At 39.1% G+C, this 17,139-nt stretch carries 14 protein-coding genes; 6 read left to right on the plus strand and 8 right to left on the minus strand.

All coding sequences use genetic code 11. The features are described from left to right. Positions 1 to 2,225 (plus strand): outer membrane beta-barrel family protein (locus Q0M21_RS07385; protein WP_295336458.1); only part of this gene is annotated, 2,225 nt, incomplete at its 5' end. 81 nt (positions 2,226 to 2,306) lie between these two features. Here Q0M21_RS07385 and Q0M21_RS07390 read toward each other — a convergent pair. Then, on the minus strand, positions 2,307 to 3,314 hold the full coding sequence (locus tag Q0M21_RS07390; RefSeq protein ID WP_295336757.1) for a 3-oxoacyl-ACP synthase III family protein: 1,008 nt from the start codon (positions 3,312 to 3,314) through the stop codon (positions 2,307 to 2,309). A gap of 208 nt (positions 3,315 to 3,522) precedes the next feature. Here Q0M21_RS07390 and Q0M21_RS07395 point away from each other — a divergent pair, with 208 nt between their 5' ends. From Q0M21_RS07395 to Q0M21_RS07405, 3 genes are all read left to right on the plus strand, one after another. Then, on the plus strand, positions 3,523 to 5,934 hold the full coding sequence (locus tag Q0M21_RS07395) for a prolyl oligopeptidase family serine peptidase (protein ID WP_295336460.1): 2,412 nt from the start codon (positions 3,523 to 3,525) through the stop codon (positions 5,932 to 5,934). A 155-nt stretch (positions 5,935 to 6,089) separates the two neighbouring features. Next, complete coding sequence (locus Q0M21_RS07400; RefSeq protein ID WP_295336463.1) at positions 6,090 to 6,632, plus strand: DUF2975 domain-containing protein; 543 nt, start codon at positions 6,090 to 6,092, stop codon at positions 6,630 to 6,632. A gap of 3 nt (positions 6,633 to 6,635) precedes the next feature. Continuing rightward, positions 6,636 to 6,848, plus strand: a complete 213-nt coding sequence (locus Q0M21_RS07405; protein WP_290873159.1) for a helix-turn-helix transcriptional regulator — start codon at positions 6,636 to 6,638, stop codon at positions 6,846 to 6,848. Between the two features lie 9 nt (positions 6,849 to 6,857). Here the strand turns inward: Q0M21_RS07405 and Q0M21_RS07410 are convergent, their stop codons facing one another. The 5 genes from Q0M21_RS07410 to Q0M21_RS07430 form a co-directional block, all read right to left on the minus strand. Then, positions 6,858 to 7,781, minus strand: coding sequence for an ABC transporter ATP-binding protein (locus Q0M21_RS07410; protein WP_295336467.1), 924 nt, complete (start codon positions 7,779 to 7,781; stop codon positions 6,858 to 6,860). Positions 7,782 to 7,889: 108 nt separating this feature from the next. Continuing rightward, positions 7,890 to 9,203 (minus strand): AarF/ABC1/UbiB kinase family protein, encoded by a 1,314-nt coding sequence (locus Q0M21_RS07415; protein ID WP_295336470.1) that lies wholly within the window; start codon positions 9,201 to 9,203, stop codon positions 7,890 to 7,892. After that, positions 9,204 to 9,875: a TetR family transcriptional regulator C-terminal domain-containing protein gene (locus Q0M21_RS07420; protein WP_295336473.1), complete on the minus strand. Its 672-nt coding sequence runs from the start codon at positions 9,873 to 9,875 to the stop codon at positions 9,204 to 9,206. A gap of 161 nt (positions 9,876 to 10,036) precedes the next feature. Then, complete coding sequence (locus Q0M21_RS07425; protein ID WP_295336476.1) at positions 10,037 to 10,732, minus strand: OmpA family protein; 696 nt, start codon at positions 10,730 to 10,732, stop codon at positions 10,037 to 10,039. 2 nt (positions 10,733 to 10,734) lie between these two features. Next, on the minus strand, positions 10,735 to 11,211 hold the full coding sequence (locus tag Q0M21_RS07430; RefSeq protein ID WP_295336478.1) for a lipocalin family protein: 477 nt from the start codon (positions 11,209 to 11,211) through the stop codon (positions 10,735 to 10,737). Between the two features lie 173 nt (positions 11,212 to 11,384). On the opposite strand from Q0M21_RS07430, the gene htpG reads away from it, so the two are divergent. Both htpG and Q0M21_RS07440 read left to right on the plus strand, forming a co-directional pair. Next, positions 11,385 to 13,271, plus strand: a complete 1,887-nt coding sequence (gene htpG, locus Q0M21_RS07435; RefSeq protein ID WP_295336480.1) for a molecular chaperone HtpG — start codon at positions 11,385 to 11,387, stop codon at positions 13,269 to 13,271. 110 nt (positions 13,272 to 13,381) lie between these two features. Then, positions 13,382 to 13,783 (plus strand): DUF2721 domain-containing protein, encoded by a 402-nt coding sequence (locus Q0M21_RS07440; RefSeq protein WP_295336483.1) that lies wholly within the window; start codon positions 13,382 to 13,384, stop codon positions 13,781 to 13,783. Between the two features lie 38 nt (positions 13,784 to 13,821). Here Q0M21_RS07440 and carB read toward each other — a convergent pair whose 3' ends face one another. Together carB and rpmH are read right to left on the minus strand one after the other, a co-directional pair. After that, positions 13,822 to 16,674, minus strand: coding sequence for a carbamoyl-phosphate synthase large subunit (gene carB / locus Q0M21_RS07445; protein WP_295336485.1), 2,853 nt, complete (start codon positions 16,672 to 16,674; stop codon positions 13,822 to 13,824). Positions 16,675 to 16,942: 268 nt separating this feature from the next. Further along, the gene (gene rpmH / locus Q0M21_RS07450) at positions 16,943 to 17,104 is read right to left on the minus strand and encodes a 50S ribosomal protein L34 (RefSeq protein WP_007136275.1); all 162 of its coding nucleotides are present in this window, start codon (positions 17,102 to 17,104) and stop codon (positions 16,943 to 16,945) included. Positions 17,105 to 17,139: the final 35 nt, after the last annotated feature.

Genomic DNA, 17,139 nt, shown 5'->3' on the forward strand with positions numbered 1-17,139 from the left:
ACACTGTAGAAGTTCAATTTATCGGCTATAAAAAAATCACGCAAGAAGTTACGCTGTCTGAGAACAATAAAACAGTCAACTTAAACACCATTGCCATTGAAGAAGAAGCCGTACAGTTAGCCGGAGTTGAAATCGTAAAAGAGCGTTCTACCATCGAACAAAAAATCGACAGAAAAGTGGTGAATGTTGGAAAAGACCTCATCGCTTCCGGAAACACTGCTTCGGAAATTTTAAATAACGTACCAACCGTAAGCGTAGATCCGCAAACCAAAGAACTGAGTTTAAGAGGCAATTCCAATGTAAGAGTTTTAATTGACGGAAAGCCGTCAAATATTGATGCAGCTCAGTTGTTACAGCAAATCCCGTCTTCTTCTATTAAACAAATCGAATTGATTACTAATCCTTCCGCCAAATACAATCCGGAAGGCATGAGCGGTATCATCAACATCATTTTACACAAAAATTCACGAGAAGGCTTCAACGGAAGCATTAACTCAGGCGTTACTTTTGGTATTACCCCAAAAACCAATTCCGCTTTAAATTTAAATTACAAAGTAGGCAAAGTAAATTTCTATACCAACTACGGTTTTAACCATGGGAAAAATGCCAATGAAGGTTATATCAACAGTTCCCAACCGCTTTTTGAAAACAAACAAGAATTTGGCGGTTCCAATTTAAATACTTCGCATTTGGTTAAATTAGGTATGGATTATTATATCGATGAGAAAAACACCCTTTCCTTCTACACCAACCAAAATATTGTAAACGGTGGCGGAAATGGTTTTACCGACATCAACTATACCAATCCCGCCGGCAGAGATTCCAGACAATTGTCTTTTTCCGAAAATGACAATTACACGCAAACATATGATCTGGCTTATAAACATGACTTCACCAAAAAAGGAGAAACCCTCGATTTTCAAGCTAATTTTTCCAACACAGACAGCCCGGAATACTCTGATTATTTGTTCAACCAAGTCAATCCAACTTCAACGCGAATAACTACGAACGATATTGAAAGAAATACCGACTTTTTGCAAATCAACTTAGACTATGTAAACCCATTGTCGGAAACGGTAAAATTGGAGGTTGGTGCCGAAACCCGAATCCAAAAAATCACTAATAATTTTGACGAAACCATTAACGAAGCTTCGGCATCTTATAACCGTGTCGGCAATTCCAACTTTGTTTTCACCAGAAACATTCATTCTTTTTACGCGAATATCGGCAAACAATGGAAAAAATGGAGTGTACAAGCCGGTGTTCGTTTGGAACAATACGAGATCGACGGTGACTTCGAAAATATAGTAACTTCCACTACTCCATCTGAAAACCTTAATGACCAAAGCCGCATTGAAGATGATATTTTTGCCATTTATCCGTCATTGTTTTTCAACTATAAAGCGAGCGATAAAGATTCCTTCAACTTCAACGTCTCACGTCGTGTTGATCGTCCGAGTATCGGGCAAATCAGCCCTATCCGCGAATGGACTACCCCTTTAGTAGAATCCAGAGGAAATCCGGCCTTGGAACCGCAATTCACCAACTCTTTCGAAGTGAATTACACCCGAACTACCAAAATTGGCTCTATTACAACGGGGGTTTTCTACCGACAAATCAACGACGAAATCGGAAGAGTGATTTACAAAAACCCGGACAATATCAATCAGGATATTATCTCTTATGATAATTTTGACAACAACCAAGCTATCGGAACAGAAATATCTGCGAATTTAAAACTAGCTACTTGGTGGTCGGTTAATGCCAGTAGCGATGCCTATTTCAGAACGGTCCGAGGAACAGTTCAAAATGCTGATACACAAGAACAAGAAAGAGCCGAAGCCGATGTGGTGGCCTTTAACATCCGTATGAATCACAACTTTGTCGCCAATAAAAAATTGCGATTCAACTTATTTGCCATGTACCGCGGCAGAGATTTAGGCTTACAGTTTGAAAGAGAGCCAATGTACCGCATGGATATTGGTTCTACTTACACTATTTTAAAAGGAAAAGGAAGCATTACAGCCCGTTTCAACGATGTTTTTGAAACCATGAACTTCGCCTTCGATGGTAATATTCCGTACCGCCAAACCGGCGCTTTCTTTTGGGAAAGTCAAACGTTTTACGTCGGATTCAACTATATGTTTGGTGGCGGTAAAAACAGCGCCATGCAACGCAAACAAAGAGATCAAAATGAAACCCAAGGCAGTGGTGGCCTTTTATAAACACCACATATAAATTATAGATTAGTTGTTACAAAAAAAGCCAAACAAAATTGTTTGGCTTTTTTTATGACGGAAATATTTTTACCATTTAATGATGGCGCTGGCCCAAGTAAAACCACTACCGAAAGCCGCTAACACTACGGTATCGCCTTCTTTAATTTTACCTTGTTCCCAAGCTTCTGTCAACGCAATCGGAATAGACGCTGCCGTAGTATTACCATACTTTTGAATGTTATTGAAAACCTGATCATCGGTCAATTTAAATTTTTGCTGGATGAATTGAGAAATTCTCAAATTCGCCTGATGCGGAATCAACATATCAATGTCCGAAACCTGTAAATTATTAGCTTGCAAACCTTCGTTAATAACTTCGCTAAAACGAACCACCGCATTTTTAAATACAAATTGGCCGTTCATATATGGAAAATAACTTTCGTCATCGGGATTGTTATCTGCAATAATATCGGTAACCCAACGCTTGCCCATGCCCGGCGCAATAACCGTTAATTCTTCGGCGTGTTGACCTTCTGAATGTAAATGAGTAGAAAGGATTCCTTTAGTTAAATCTTCTTCTCTACTCAAAACAGCCGCTCCGGCTCCATCGCCAAAAATCACCGAAACACCCCTACCGCGAGTAGTCATATCCAAACCGGTAGAATGCAACTCCGATCCGATTACCAATATGTTTTTATACATTCCGGTTTTGATGTATTGATCAGCCACCGAAAGCGCATAGACAAATCCGGAACATTGGTTTCTCACATCCAAAGCGCCAACCGTTCTCAATCCTAAATCGCGTTGTACTAAAACACCCGGACCCGGAAAATAGTAATCAGGACTCAACGTGGCAAATATGACAAAGTCGATGTCGTTTCTATCAATTTTAGCTCTTTCTATAGCAATTTTGGCGGCTTTAACACCCATAGAAGTGGTCGTGTCTTCGCCTCTAATAACATGTCTTCTTTCTTGAATTCCGGTTCGCTCCTGAATCCATTCATCATTCGTATCCATTATTTTGGATAAATCATCATTGGTAACAATATTATCCGGAACGTAAAAACCTAAACCTGTGATTTTTGAGTGGTACATCATTTTTAGTTATTTAATAAAATCAGAATCGCAAATTTAAGAATCTTATAGTTCTAAAAGCCTTTTTTGAGTTCTAATTTAGATTTCTTTAAAAAAGCGCAAACTAAAACAGTAAAGCAGTGGCCAACTTTAACAAAATCTTCCCATTATTTGTTACCGAAAAACCGTAAATTCGACCCACTTTTAAACAATCATAAACTACGAGCATATGAAATTACGCTTTACTTTTCTGTTCTTACTCGGATTAGGATTTTCGGCTTTGGCTCAAGAAAACCTGACCTTTCAAAAACCATCTGCCGAAATTTTGGCTTTAGCCGATTATGAGCGAGCGCCATCAGTAAGCATGGATTCTAAAAAAGAATACATGTTGCTAAGCTACCGCAACACTTACAAAACACTGGACGATTTAAACCAGGAAGAAATGCGTTTAGGAGGTTTGCGCATCAACCCTATTACGAATATTTCGAGTACTGTAACTTATCTCAATAATTTGAAGTTGCGAAAAGTCAGCGATAAAGTCGAAACACAAGTTTCAGGATTACCGCAAAATGCCCGAATTACCAACATTTCTTGGTCGCAAAACGAAAAGAAAATCGGTTTTACCAATACTACCAATACCGGAGTAGAACTTTGGGTTATTGATGTAGCTACGGCGACCGCCAAAAGAATTACCGAAGCCAGTCTAAACGCCAACTTAGGAAATCCGTACAGCTGGATGAAAGATAACGAAACGCTATTGGTAAAAATGTTGCCGAAAAACCGCCCTGCTTTAATTGACAGCAAAAAAGATTTACCGAAAGGACCGACAGTTTCTACCAGCGATGGTTCGAAATCACAAAACAGAACGTATCAAGATTTGTTAAAAAATAAAACTGACGAAGCTAATTTTAATGCGTTAGTGACTTCCGAATTATACAGAGTTTCCCTAACCGGAAAAACTGAGTTATTCAAAGGAGCCGACATCTACGCCGGAGAAAGTTTCTCGCCTGATGGCAATTATTTGATGCTAACCACCATTCAAAAACCGTATTCATACATAGTTCCGTTGAGCCGTTTCCCACAAAAGTCTGTAGTTTACGATTTAAACGGAAGAGAGATCAAAGTGGTTAATGAAGTACCTCTTACTGAGGTGATGCCTAAAGGTTTTTCCTCTGTAAGAAAAGGCAAAAGAAGCATGAATTGGAGAGCCGATAAACCGGCAACACTTTCATTTGCAGTAGCCTTAGACGAAGGTGATCAAGCGAAGAAAGTAGATTTCAGAGATGAAGTTTTCACTTGGGATGCACCCTTTAACAATGAACCGAAATCAATCTTAAAAACACAACAACGCTACGGAGGTATTTTGTGGGGGAATGAAACTATTGCCTTTGCTTACGACGATTGGTATGATACCAGAAACCAAAAAGTATATTTGTTCAATCCGTCAAATCCGAACCAAGCGCCTAAAGTTGTTTGGGACCGAAATTCGCAAGACATTTACAGCGATCCGGGGAATTTTGAAACCAAAAGAAATCAGTACAACCGCTATGTGTTGGCTATCGAAAACAACAATGCGTACTTAATTGGCGACGGATTTACCAAAGAAGGACAGTTTCCTTTTATAGACGAATTCAACTTAACTACACTCAAAACCAAGCGATTGTACACTTCTAAAATGAAAGACAAAAAAGAAGATTTACAATCGATTGAAGACTTCAAAAAAGGCGATGTTTTGGTGCAAATCCAGTCGAAAAACGATTTTCCGAATTACTATTTCAGAAACATCAAATCGGGTAAACTCACACCGATTACCAACTTCAAAAACCCGTTTGAAAGCATTAAAAACGTGTACAAGGAAGTCATCAAATACAAAAGAAAAGACGGTGTGGAATTATCAGGTACTTTATATTTACCAGCCGGTTACGACAGAACTAAAAAAACCGAAAAGTTACCGTTGTTGATTTGGGCTTATCCTGAAGAATTTAAGGACAAAAACAGCGCCGGACAAAGCAACAAAAACCCGAACGAGTTTACATTCCCGAACTACGGTTCTTTTGTGTATTGGGTAACCAAAGGGTATGCGGTTTTAGACGATGCTTCTTTCCCTATTATAGGCGAAGGTACTACAGAACCTAACGATACTTTTATGCCGCAATTGATTGCTAATGCCGAGGCTGCGATTGATGCCGTGGACAACTTGGGTTATATCAACCGTAAAAAAGTGGCTATTGGTGGTCATTCCTACGGAGCGTTTATGACCGCTAATTTGTTAACACATACCAATTTATTCGCTTGCGGTATTGCACGAAGCGGTGCTTACAACAGAACGTTAACGCCTTTTGGTTTCCAAAGTGAACAACGCAATTATTGGGACGTACCGGAAATCTACAACGGCATGTCGCCTTTTATGAACGCCGATAAAATGAAAACACCTTTATTGTTGGTTCACGGCGATGCCGACAACAACCCGGGAACGTTTACCTTACAATCAGAGCGTTATTTCCAAGCCTTGAAAAATTTGGGCGCACCGGTAAGATTGGTTTTATTGCCTAAGGAAAGTCACGGTTATGCCGCCAAAGACAATATTTTACACCTGCTTTGGGAACAAGACCAATTCTTGGAAAAATATTTGAAAAACTAGTCAATTCTTTTTTAAAAAATAGAAAACCTCAAGGTGAATACTTTGAGGTTTTTTTGTGATTGACTGTTTTTTACTTTTTTCGAAAAAAAATTATTATTTATTGTTTATCAATAAATATTTATTATTTTTGAACCGTAATTAAAAATCTAAAAAAAATGGAAATCAGAATCACTACTAAAACGATACTCCAAGTATTGCACATATTATCTTGGATTATTTTTATCGGTTTGTGCGTTGAAGCCGGTAGCTTTTTGTTCAATGCTATATTCACTGTAGCTTTCAATCCGTTGGCTGCCGATTATTTCAAACTGACGGAACTGTACCAATACGACTACGGCTTTTTCTTAACCCAACTCTGTTTAGGCTTTATAGTAGCCATTTTGAAAGCCTTATTATTCTACTTGATTGTAAAAATACTACACGATAAAAAGCTCGATTTTTCTAAACCTTTCAGTCAAGCACTTGTTAAGTTTGTTTCTAACCTAGCCTATCTGACAATTTTCATTAGTTTTTTCTCCAATTGGGGCGCTAATTACGCCAAATGGTTAGCCGAAAAAGGCATTAATATGCCGGACATCGCTGAATTAAAATTAGACGGAGCCGATATTTGGCTGTTTATGGGAGTGGTACTTTTGGTCATAGCCCAAATCTTTAAAAAAGGAGTAGAAATGCAAACCGAAAACGAACTAACCATCTAAGTTATGCCAATAATTGTTAATGTTGATGTTATGATGGCCAAACGAAAAATGTCGTTGAACGAGCTGTCCGAGAAAGTCGATTTAACCCTATCGAATCTTTCCATATTAAAAACGGGCAAAGCCAAAGCCATTCGGTTCAGTACTCTCGAAGCCATTTGCAAAGCTTTGGATTGTCAACCGGGTGATATTTTAGAATATGTAGCCGAAGAAAAATAATAGGCGTTTTTAAGAAATAATGGACAGATAAACAACAGTTCCCAACGGAAAGGACTTCGAACTATCGAAGAAGATTGTCTGACCATTGATTGTCGCTTCCACCAAATAATGACTGCCTTTATAGTAGCATTGAGTAACTGTAGCCGGTAAATCCGATTGGGAAACCACTTGCATTTGGTGCGGATAAACATAGCGTTTGTTTCCGTTTATTTCGATTTCATTCACATCACCAAAAAGTGAGGCGATGTATTTACTGGTTGGATTTCGATATAAATTTTCAGGCGAATCAGAAGCGATAATTTGCCCGTTCTGCATCACCAAAACTTCATCGGCAAACGATAACACATCAGAACTATCGTGTGTGGCGACTATAGTAGTAATTTGCTTTTCCTTGAGATAAGCGAATAATTTTCGGCGCAAACTGTTCTTTCTGAAATTATCAATATGGCTGAACGGTTCATCTAACAACAACACTTCGGGCTCTAAAGCTAAAACCCGAGCCAAAGCCACCCGTTGCATTTGGCCACCGCTTAAATATTTGGCTTTTGTAGTAGCAAATTCGGTCATTTCGACAATCTCTAACAATTCGGCTATACGCGCTTGTTTGGCATCGGCATAAATATTCGACAAGTATTTCCCGACGTTTTCCGCTACGGTGATAAATGGCATCAAATCGAAATCTTGTGCCAAGTACTTCATATATTCCATCCCGGGAATTAAATGGTATTTTGGTCCGAGTACTTCATTTTCGTTCCAAAATATTCGGCCTTCATCCAAGTCGTACAAGCCATAAACGAGTTTGAGCAAGGTACTTTTCCCGCAACCGCTTTCGCCTATAATGGCAAGATTTTTACCTCTCTCTAACTGAAAAGAAAGATTACTGATGGTGGTTTGGTCTAAATAGGCAAAGGAAATGTGTTGGACTTGTAGCATGTTGATTTTCTGAAAGGCAAACTTACGAACTTTATTAAAAAGATAAGAGCGACAAGACTCAAACGTGGAGCGTCGCTCTTACCAACCTAACCAATAAATAAACAATTTTTAATGCGGTAAATATTTTTTAAACGACTTCGTGTCGATACGTGCTTTTAAATCGTGTAACAAATTGTACAAACCGAAAAAGGTTCGGTTGATGTACAAGAAATGCTTAGAACCTCTATTGCCGTTCATCTTGCGGAGTTGGGTATCTTTAGAAAAATCTTCTCCCATTTGGGCAATTTTACCGAAGAAATCCGCATCCGAGAAATCAAACTCATCGCCGTGAAACGGTTGTGTGAACAGGCTTAATAAGTCGTAGAATATTTTAGTAAAATACTCAATTTCTTTCGGGCTGTCGTCGTGACGCAATATTTCGAGTTCGTATAATTTCTCATTGAACAGCTTCGGATTATTGATGACTTCCGGTTTAGCCAATTCGAAATACGGAACATAAAATTCTTCCGGTACGTGTTTGATGCAACCAAAATCTATCGCCACCAATCGGCCTTCAGCATCAATCAGGAAATTCCCGGGATGCGGATCGGCATGTACTTGCTTCAAATGGTGCATTTGGTACATGTAAAAATCCCATAACGCTTGCCCGATTTTATCGCCTTTGGCTCGGTCTTTATTGTGCGCCGCAAACTCCGACAAATGCTCGCCTTGTATCCATTCCATCGTTAAAATCTTCTCCGAAGAATATTCCGGATAGTACTTAGGGAAACGCAAATTATCGATTTTACCACACCATTCGGACACTTCCAGACTTTGCTTTAGTTCTAACACATAATCCGTTTCTTCCAATAATTTGTCTTCCACTTCTTTGAAATACTTATCGGAATCTTTTCCTTTGATGTTAAACATTCTGATGGCAAACGGTTTGACCAAAGCCAAATCAGAACTTATACTTTCCGCCACTCCGGGATATTGGATTTTCACAGCAAAATTTTTCCCATCCTTGGTTGCTTTGTGTACCTGACCGATACTCGCGGCGTTCATGGCGTCCGGAGTGAAGGAATCGTATAAGTCTTCGGGATATTTCCCTAAATATTTTTTGAATGTTTTACGAACCAAGGGCGCAGACAATGGCGGCACTGAAAACTGCGATAACGAAAACTTTTCCACATACGCTTGCGGCATGATGCTTTTGTCCATGCTCAGCATTTGAGCGACTTTCAAAGCACTACCTTTGAGGTTTTTCAACCCGTCGTATATGTCTTCCGCGTTGTTTTCGTTGAGCTTGTCACGAGTTAAAGAAGGATTGACCATTTTTTCACCGTAATAGGCTACGTAATTGGTTCCGACTTTAAGTCCGGTTTTGACCAGCTGTCCGGCGCGTTCAATCTTTCCGGTTGGAATTTTATCTAAGGTTTTCATTTATTGCATTTTTTCTTTCCAAAGAAACTTGCCCAAATCGAACAAACTTTCTAAGGGTTTGGTATTTAATAAATCGACTACCGTGTTTACCGATTTTTCAATCAAAACATCCGTCTTTTCAAAACCTTTAGACGTATCGTCCATCCAAAACTTCAATAAGAATAAGAACTGTAGCCAGGCACCTTCAGCGTAAACGGGTTCGGTTACTTTCGCTACTTTCCCGAATGGCTCTGAAGGTTCCGACTTAATACTATCTACGATATATTTTTTAAAATGGTTTCGGAATTCCTTCAATTGTTTCAAATTCTTTAACCCTTCCTGATTTTCTTTGAGCGCATACACCACATAGCTTCTGTTCAAGGTTAAAATTTCGAACAGGGTAAAATACAGAGTCAACAATTTATTTTTATCTGTATAGCTTTCAAAAGCAGCTTCTTTTTCAATAGTCGCCACAGCATTTTCAAAAAACTTCACCCAAATATCTTGCTTGACCGCATCTAGCGAACCAAAGAAAGCGTAAAAATCACTTTCCTCTATATTGTGGTTTTTGCAGAAGACATAAGCATTTTTCGGTGCTTCATTGTTTTCCAATACTTCATTCATGTACAATGAAATGATGGCATTGTCATCTACTGTATTCTTTTTTGATTTTGTTTTTTTTGCTGTGGTCATAGTATTCCTTTTTAGAACAGTGTAAATTTAATAACGTTTAACTATTTTTAAAAATTATTAAACAAAAAGTTTTGTTAAATGTTGTTCAAAAAAATTGAAATCAAAAGAAAAAGCGCTCCTTTTTGAGGAACGCTTTTAACTATACAGTAGTACAACAGAAACTATTTTCCCGCTTCTTTTTGAGCATCTTGTACCATTTTTTCATTGGCAGTGATGGCAAATTCCACACGACGATTTTGACTTCTGCCTTCCGGTGTATCGTTGGTAGCAATCGGATCAGCGATTCCTAAACCGGAAGTTACAAAACGAGAACTTGCCAAACCTTTTCCAATCAAATACGTTTTAACAGAAGCCGCTCTTTGCTCGGATAAAGTAAGGTTGTATTCCGGAGTTCCGGTGCTGTCGGTATATCCGTAAATTTGAATATTAGTATCCGGATATTGGTTAAATACCGGCACTAGTTTGTCTAAATTAGCTTTTGCAGCTGCCGTTAAAGTAGATTTGTTAGTGTCGAAACGCACCGCATTCTCTCCTAACACCAAACGAATTCCTTCACCTACTCTTTCCACTTGTGCTCCCGGTAGAGCCGTTTCAATTTCACGAGCTTGTTTGTCCATCTGATGACCAATTACACCTCCGGCAACACCTCCTATAACACCTCCTAAAACAGCGCCCATAGCTCCTTTTCCGCCTTTACCGAGATTATTTCCTAAAATCCCGCCAATAACAGCACCACCAACGGCACCTATAGCAGCACCACGTTGTGTGTTATTAGAATTTTTCACCGCTTCACAACCTGTAAAAACAGTAGATGAAATTAACATTACAGCTAATAAAAATGCATTTATTCTTCTCATAACTATTTATTTATTTTTTGAAACTGATAAACAACATTGGTAGTCTTCCCAGCTATATCGACTTTATCAATCAATTGAAATGAATTTTCAGTAAGCTCAGCAACTTGTAAAACATACCCTGATTTTACTTTTTTGGCTTTACTTTCATCCAAAATTTTCATCACAAATTGTTCATTCTGGTTGATGTACCATGTAATTGGTGTACTGTAACTCGTACATTTTGAACTATTCAATGAAAATTCTCCCTTATTATTGTTGGAGATAAATTTCCATTGGCTCCCAATAAAACATTTTGAATCGGCCAAATCAAAAGAATTAACCTTAATTACATCTGAACCCGGATAAGTAACCGAAGTAATAGTCCATTCCCCTTTAATGGCAATCTCAGTTTGCATACTTAAACCCGTGTTGGTTGGCGACTTAGATTTGCATGAAAAAATCAGCAAAGACAAGAGGCTCATAAAAATAACTTTCTTCATACCACAAATTTTTATGTTTATATGACAAATATACGGCCATTTTATGATATCCTTTTACAAAATAATACTATAACCCTGTAGAATTCTTATTACGTCAATTTGTCAGAGTATCTTCAAATGGTATTGCTTTTGAGTATTTGAAATACAAAATTGTATAACCTAAAATTTTAAATATGACAACAGGAAAAATTAATGTATCAGTAGAAAACATCTTTCCACTAATTAAGAAGTTTTTATACAGCGACCACGAAATTTTCTTGCGCGAATTGGTATCCAATGCAACGGATGCTACTTTAAAATTAAAACACCTAACCAGTATCGGCGAAGCCAAAGTAGCATACGGCAATCCGATTATAGAAGTCAAAATTGACAAAGAAGGTAAAAAATTACACCTCATCGACCAAGGTATCGGTATGACTGCCGAAGAAGTGGAAAAATACATCAACCAAGTGGCTTTTTCCGGAGCCGAAGAGTTTTTAGAGAAATATAAAGATTCAGCTAAAGATTCCGGTATCATCGGGCATTTCGGATTGGGCTTCTACTCGGCTTTCATGGTAGCTGAAAAAGTGGAAATCATTACCAAATCCTACAAAGACGAACCGGCCGCACATTGGACTTGCGATGGCAGTCCGGAATTTACCTTAGTGCCACACGACAAAACAGACCGAGGTACTGAAATTATTTTGCACATTGCAGAAGATTCGTTGGAATTTTTAGAAGAGTTTAAAATCCGTGAATTGTTGACCAAATACAACAAATTTATGCCGGTGCCGATTAAATTCGGAACCCGTAAAGAAGCGTTGCCAAAACCGGAAGATGCGGGCGATGATTACAAAACTGAGTATATCGACGTAGACAACATCATCAACAACCCGACTCCGGCTTGGACGAAGCAACCGGTGGATTTAACCGATGAAGATTATAAAAACTTCTACCGCGAATTGTATCCGATGCAGTTTGACGAACCGTTATTCAATATTCATTTGAATGTAGATTATCCGTTCAACCTGACCGGAATTTTATACTTCCCTAAACTGGATGCCAACTTGCAAGTGCAAAAAGACAAAATCCAGTTGTACCAAAATCAGGTTTTTGTAACCGATAACGTGGAAGGTATAGTACCTGAATTTTTAGTAATGTTACGCGGTGTAATTGATTCACCGGATATTCCGCTAAACGTTTCTCGTTCTTACTTACAAGCCGATGGTAACGTGAAGAAAATATCGAATTACATTACCCGCAAAGTAGCCGATAAATTGAAATCGCTCTTCAACGAAAACCGCGAAGATTTTGAAAGCAAATGGAACGACATCAAAATTGTGTTGGAATACGGCATGTTGTCGGAACCGAAATTCTATGAAAAGGCAGGCGACTTCGTATTGTATCCAACCGTTGACGGTAAGTATTACACTTTAGCAGAATTGAAAGAAGCCATCACCGCAAACCAAACTGACAAAAACGGAAAACTGGTAGTACTTTACGCTTCTAACAAAGACGCACAACACAGTTATATTGAAATTGCCAGAGAAAAAGGCTATGAAGTGTTGCTGTTAGATTCCCCTATTGTTTCGCACTTGATTCAGAAATTAGAAAGCGACAACGAAAACTTGACATTTACCCGTGTAGATTCTGATCATATTGACAAATTAATTCAAAAAGAAGACACTCAAATTTCGAAACTATCTGAAGAGGAATCAACACAACTGAAAACTGTTTTAGAAGAAATTGTTCCGAAAACCAACTACACCGTTCAGTTGGAAGCCATGGACAGCCAAGCGGCACCATTCATGATTACCCAGCCGGAATTCATGCGAAGAATGAAAGAAATGAGTCAAACCGGTGGCGGCGGCATGTTTGGCATGGGCAATTTCCCCGAAATGTATAACTTAGTGGTGAATACCAACTCGGATTTGGCCACAACCATCTTGAACACGCCAGACAAATCCACTCAAGAAAGTTTGGTAAAACAAGCGCTCGACTTAGCGAAAATCTCTCAAGGTTTATTAAAAGGCGAAGAATTGACCGCTTTTGTTAAAAGAAGTTTTGAGTTGATTAAATAGTAATAAGACGAAATTATTAAGACAAAACCTGTGAGTGAAGACTTGCAGGTTTTTTTATTCAATGCATTTACCGAACTTCGCAATTCATAATTCGTAACTCGTAATTTTTTATGACACTCAACATAGAAACTCCGGCGCTATTATTCTCTGCAACATCTCTAATCTTATTGGCTTATACCAATCGGTTTTTAACGATCGCTCAAATTGTGCGCAGTTTGAAAAAACACTACGACGAAAACCACACGCGCAGTATTTTATTGCAAATCAAAAACTTAAACCTGCGGCTTTCATTGATTCGCTATATGCAGCTTTTTGGTGTATTGTGTTTGTTTCTTTCGGTATTTGCTATGTTGTGTTTGTTTATCGATTGGCATACGGCAGGCATTTACCTTTTTGCCGCCAGTTTATTGTGTTTACTAACTTCCTTAGCGATATCTTTTTGGGAAATAAGTATATCAGTAACAGCCTTGCGCTTGCATTTGAGTGATTTGGAAGAAGAAAGCAAAAAATAAAACCCATAAAAAAATCCCGAGAACATCGGGATTTTTTTTTATTTACTCAAATACATTTTTCTTCTGCTGTACAACTCGTAGAACTGATCGTCTTTTAAATCGTCTATAAACAAAATGCTTTCTCCGGTGGATTTCATTTCCGGTCCGAGGGCTTTGTTTACATTTGGGAATTTACTGAAAGAGAACACCGGTTGTTTAATAGCGTAACCGCTTAGTTTCGGATTGAAGGTAAAATCAGTCACTTTATTTTTCCCTAACATCACTTTGGTAGCATAATTTACATACGGTTCGCCATACGCTTTTGCTATAAATGGTACGGTACGAGATGCTCTCGGGTTGGCTTCAATAATGTAAACAATGTCGTCTTTGATGGCAAACTGAATGTTGATTAAACCAACCGTTCTCAAAGCTAAAGCAATTTTCTTCGTATGGTCTTTGATTTGTTGCATCACGAATTCGCCCAAATTGAACGGCGGCAAAGTGGCATTCGAATCGCCCGAGTGCACGCCACACGGCTCAATATGCTCCATAATCCCGATGATGTATACATTTTCGCCGTCGCAAATCGCATCCGCTTCCGCTTCAATAGCACCGTCTAAATAATGGTCAAGCAACAATTTATTCCCCGGTATATTTTTCAGCAAATCAATAACATGCTCTTCTAATTCTTGTTTGTTGATGACAATTTTCATGCCTTGACCGCCCAATACATACGAAGGACGAACCAACAACGGGAAATCCAATACATCGGCTAAAGCTGAAGCTTGGTCCGCGTTTTCGGCTACGCCAAATTTAGGGAACGGAATTTTTAGGTCTTCCAACAATTCGGAAAATCTTCCTCGGTCTTCCGCTAAATCCAAGGCATCAAACGAAGTGCCTAATATTTTGATGCCGTATCGATCTAACTTTTCAGCCAGTTTTAACGCGGTTTGTCCGCCCAACTGTACAATCACTCCTTCCGGCTTTTCGTGGCGAATGATATCGTAAATGTGTTCCCAAAATACCGGCTCGAAATACAACTTATCGGCCGTATCAAAATCGGTCGACACCGTTTCCGGGTTACAGTTGATCATAATGGTTTCGTATCCGCATTCTTTGGCGGCTAAAACGCCGTGCACACAGGAATAATCAAACTCAATCCCCTGTCCGATGCGGTTAGGTCCGGAACCTAAAACGATGACTTTCTTTTTATCGGTAACGATACTTTCATTGCTCACCAATCTTTGCCCGTCGGCAGTTTGGATTTCGGCTTCGAAAGTGGAGTAATAATAAGGTGTCATGGCTTTGAATTCGGCCGCGCAAGTATCTACCAGTTTGTACACGCGATTGATGTTCATTTCTTCGCGCAATTTGTAAACCTGACTTTCCAAACAACCCATCATGTGAGCAATTTGACGGTCGCCGTATCCTTTTTGCTTGGCTTCGAGGAGTAATTCCTTCGGTAAGGTATCCACTTTGTACTGGGAAATTTCTCTTTCCAACAAGTACAACTCTTCGTATTGTTTTAAGAACCACATATCGATTTTGGTGATTTCGTGGATGCGACTCAACGGAATGCCCATGGCAATCGCATCGTAAATCACGAATACTCTGTCCCAACTGGCAAAAGTCAGTTTTTCGATAATTTGTTCGTAGTTTTTATAGCCTTTTCCGTCGGCTCCGATTCCGTTTCTTTTGATTTCCAAAGATTGGGTCGCTTTATGTAAAGCTTCTTGGAACGAACGTCCGATACCCATTACTTCGCCTACGGATTTCATTTGTAAGCCCAAAGTTCTGTCGGAACCTTCAAACTTATCGAAATTCCAACGCGGGATTTTAACGATAACGTAATCCAACGTCGGCTCGAACAAGGCGGAAGTCGACTTGGTGATTTGGTTTTGCAGTTCGTCTAAGTGGTAACCTAAAGCCAATTTGGTAGCGATTTTAGCAATCGGATAACCGGTTGCTTTAGACGCTAAAGCTGAGGAACGCGATACACGCGGATTGATTTCGATGGCTACAATATCTTCTTTTTCATCCGGCGAAACGGCAAATTGCACGTTACAACCTCCGGCAAAATTTCCGATAGAACGCATCATCAAAATGGCCATATCACGCATTTTTTGGAATGTGGTATCTGATAAGGTCATCGCCGGCGCTACCGTAATCGAATCTCCGGTGTGGATGCCCATCGGGTCCATATTTTCGATGGAACAGATGATGACTACGTTGTCGTTTTTATCGCGCAGCAACTCCAACTCATATTCTTTCCAACCCAATAAAGCCTTATCAATTAAGACTTCATGAATGGGTGAGGCTTCTAAACCTCGGGTTAGTAACTCATCGAAATCTTCTTTTTTGTGAACGAAAGCCGCTCCGGTTCCGCCCAAAGTAAAGGAAGGACGAATGACCAAAGGAAAGCCAAATTCTTGCGCAATTTCTTTTCCTTTTAAGAAAGAAGTCGCGGTTTTGGCCGGCGCGGTAGGTACATTTATTTTTTGCAACAATTGTTTGAATTGTTCGCGGTCTTCAGTAATATTGATGGCGTTAATGTCAACTCCAATTAACCTTACGTTGAAATCTTGCCAAATGCCTTTTTCGTCGGCTTCCAGACACAAGTTGAGCGCCGTTTGTCCGCCCATAGTAGGTAATACTGCGTCAATTTGCGGGTGCTCTTTCAGGATTTGGATAATGGATTTGGTAGTTAGCGGTAATAGATAAACATGATCAGCCATGCTGGGATCGGTCATAATCGTGGCCGGATTGGAGTTGATCAAAATGACTTCGATTCCTTCTTCTCTGAGCGAGCGAGCGGATTGGGAACCGGCATAGTCGAATTCACAAGCTTGTCCGATAACGATGGGTCCGGAACCAATAATTAAAACCGATTTGATGGAGTTGTCTTTAGGCATTGTAGTTAGATTTTTAGACTTCTTAGATTGTTAGATCATTAGACATCTTAGAAAGTTAGTTAGTTGTGTTGTTGTATTTGGTTCTAGCCCCGATGGCAGTGGAAATCCTTTTTATTTGCCATACTGAGCGCAGTCGAAGTATAAAAATAAAAAGATTGTAACGAACAGCGGGAAATAGCTCCTGAAAATTATCAATATTTATGAACAGGTTTAAAAAAAAGCCGCTACTAATAAAAGTAACGGCTTGATATTGATTGATAAAGAATCATTATTTTTTGTGTCTTGGTTCACAAGATACAGTCAATTTATGTCTTCCTTTAGCTCTACGACGCGCAAGGACCTTTCTTCCATTTGCTGAAGCCATTCTGTCCATAAATCCGTGTTTATTTCTTCTTTTTCTTTTCGATGGTTGAAACGTTCTTTTGCTCATTGCTGTATATCTTTAAAATCGTGTAATATTCTGTT

The sequence above is a fragment of the Flavobacterium sp. genome (assembly GCF_024710485.1).
Taxonomy (GTDB): domain Bacteria; phylum Bacteroidota; class Bacteroidia; order Flavobacteriales; family Flavobacteriaceae; genus Flavobacterium.

Excerpts from the sequence above, each read along its gene's own strand:
- Q0M21_RS07390 (WP_295336757.1), bottom strand. The coding sequence starts at position 3,314 with ATGTACCACTCAAAAATCACAGGTTTAGGTTTTTACGTTCCGGATAAT.
- Q0M21_RS07395 (WP_295336460.1), top strand. The coding sequence starts at position 3,523 with ATGAAATTACGCTTTACTTTTCTGTTCTTACTCGGATTAGGATTTTCG.
- Q0M21_RS07400 (WP_295336463.1), top strand. The coding sequence starts at position 6,090 with ATGGAAATCAGAATCACTACTAAAACGATACTCCAAGTATTGCACATA.
- Q0M21_RS07405 (WP_290873159.1), top strand. The coding sequence starts at position 6,636 with ATGCCAATAATTGTTAATGTTGATGTTATGATGGCCAAACGAAAAATG.
- Q0M21_RS07410 (WP_295336467.1), bottom strand. The coding sequence starts at position 7,781 with ATGCTACAAGTCCAACACATTTCCTTTGCCTATTTAGACCAAACCACC.
- Q0M21_RS07415 (WP_295336470.1), bottom strand. The coding sequence starts at position 9,203 with ATGAAAACCTTAGATAAAATTCCAACCGGAAAGATTGAACGCGCCGGA.
- Q0M21_RS07420 (WP_295336473.1), bottom strand. The coding sequence starts at position 9,875 with ATGACCACAGCAAAAAAAACAAAATCAAAAAAGAATACAGTAGATGAC.
- Q0M21_RS07425 (WP_295336476.1), bottom strand. The coding sequence starts at position 10,732 with ATGAGAAGAATAAATGCATTTTTATTAGCTGTAATGTTAATTTCATCT.
- Q0M21_RS07430 (WP_295336478.1), bottom strand. The coding sequence starts at position 11,211 with ATGAAGAAAGTTATTTTTATGAGCCTCTTGTCTTTGCTGATTTTTTCA.
- htpG (WP_295336480.1), top strand. The coding sequence starts at position 11,385 with ATGACAACAGGAAAAATTAATGTATCAGTAGAAAACATCTTTCCACTA.
- Q0M21_RS07440 (WP_295336483.1), top strand. The coding sequence starts at position 13,382 with ATGACACTCAACATAGAAACTCCGGCGCTATTATTCTCTGCAACATCT.
- carB (WP_295336485.1), bottom strand. The coding sequence starts at position 16,674 with ATGCCTAAAGACAACTCCATCAAATCGGTTTTAATTATTGGTTCCGGA.
- rpmH (WP_007136275.1), bottom strand. The coding sequence starts at position 17,104 with ATGAGCAAAAGAACGTTTCAACCATCGAAAAGAAAAAGAAGAAATAAA.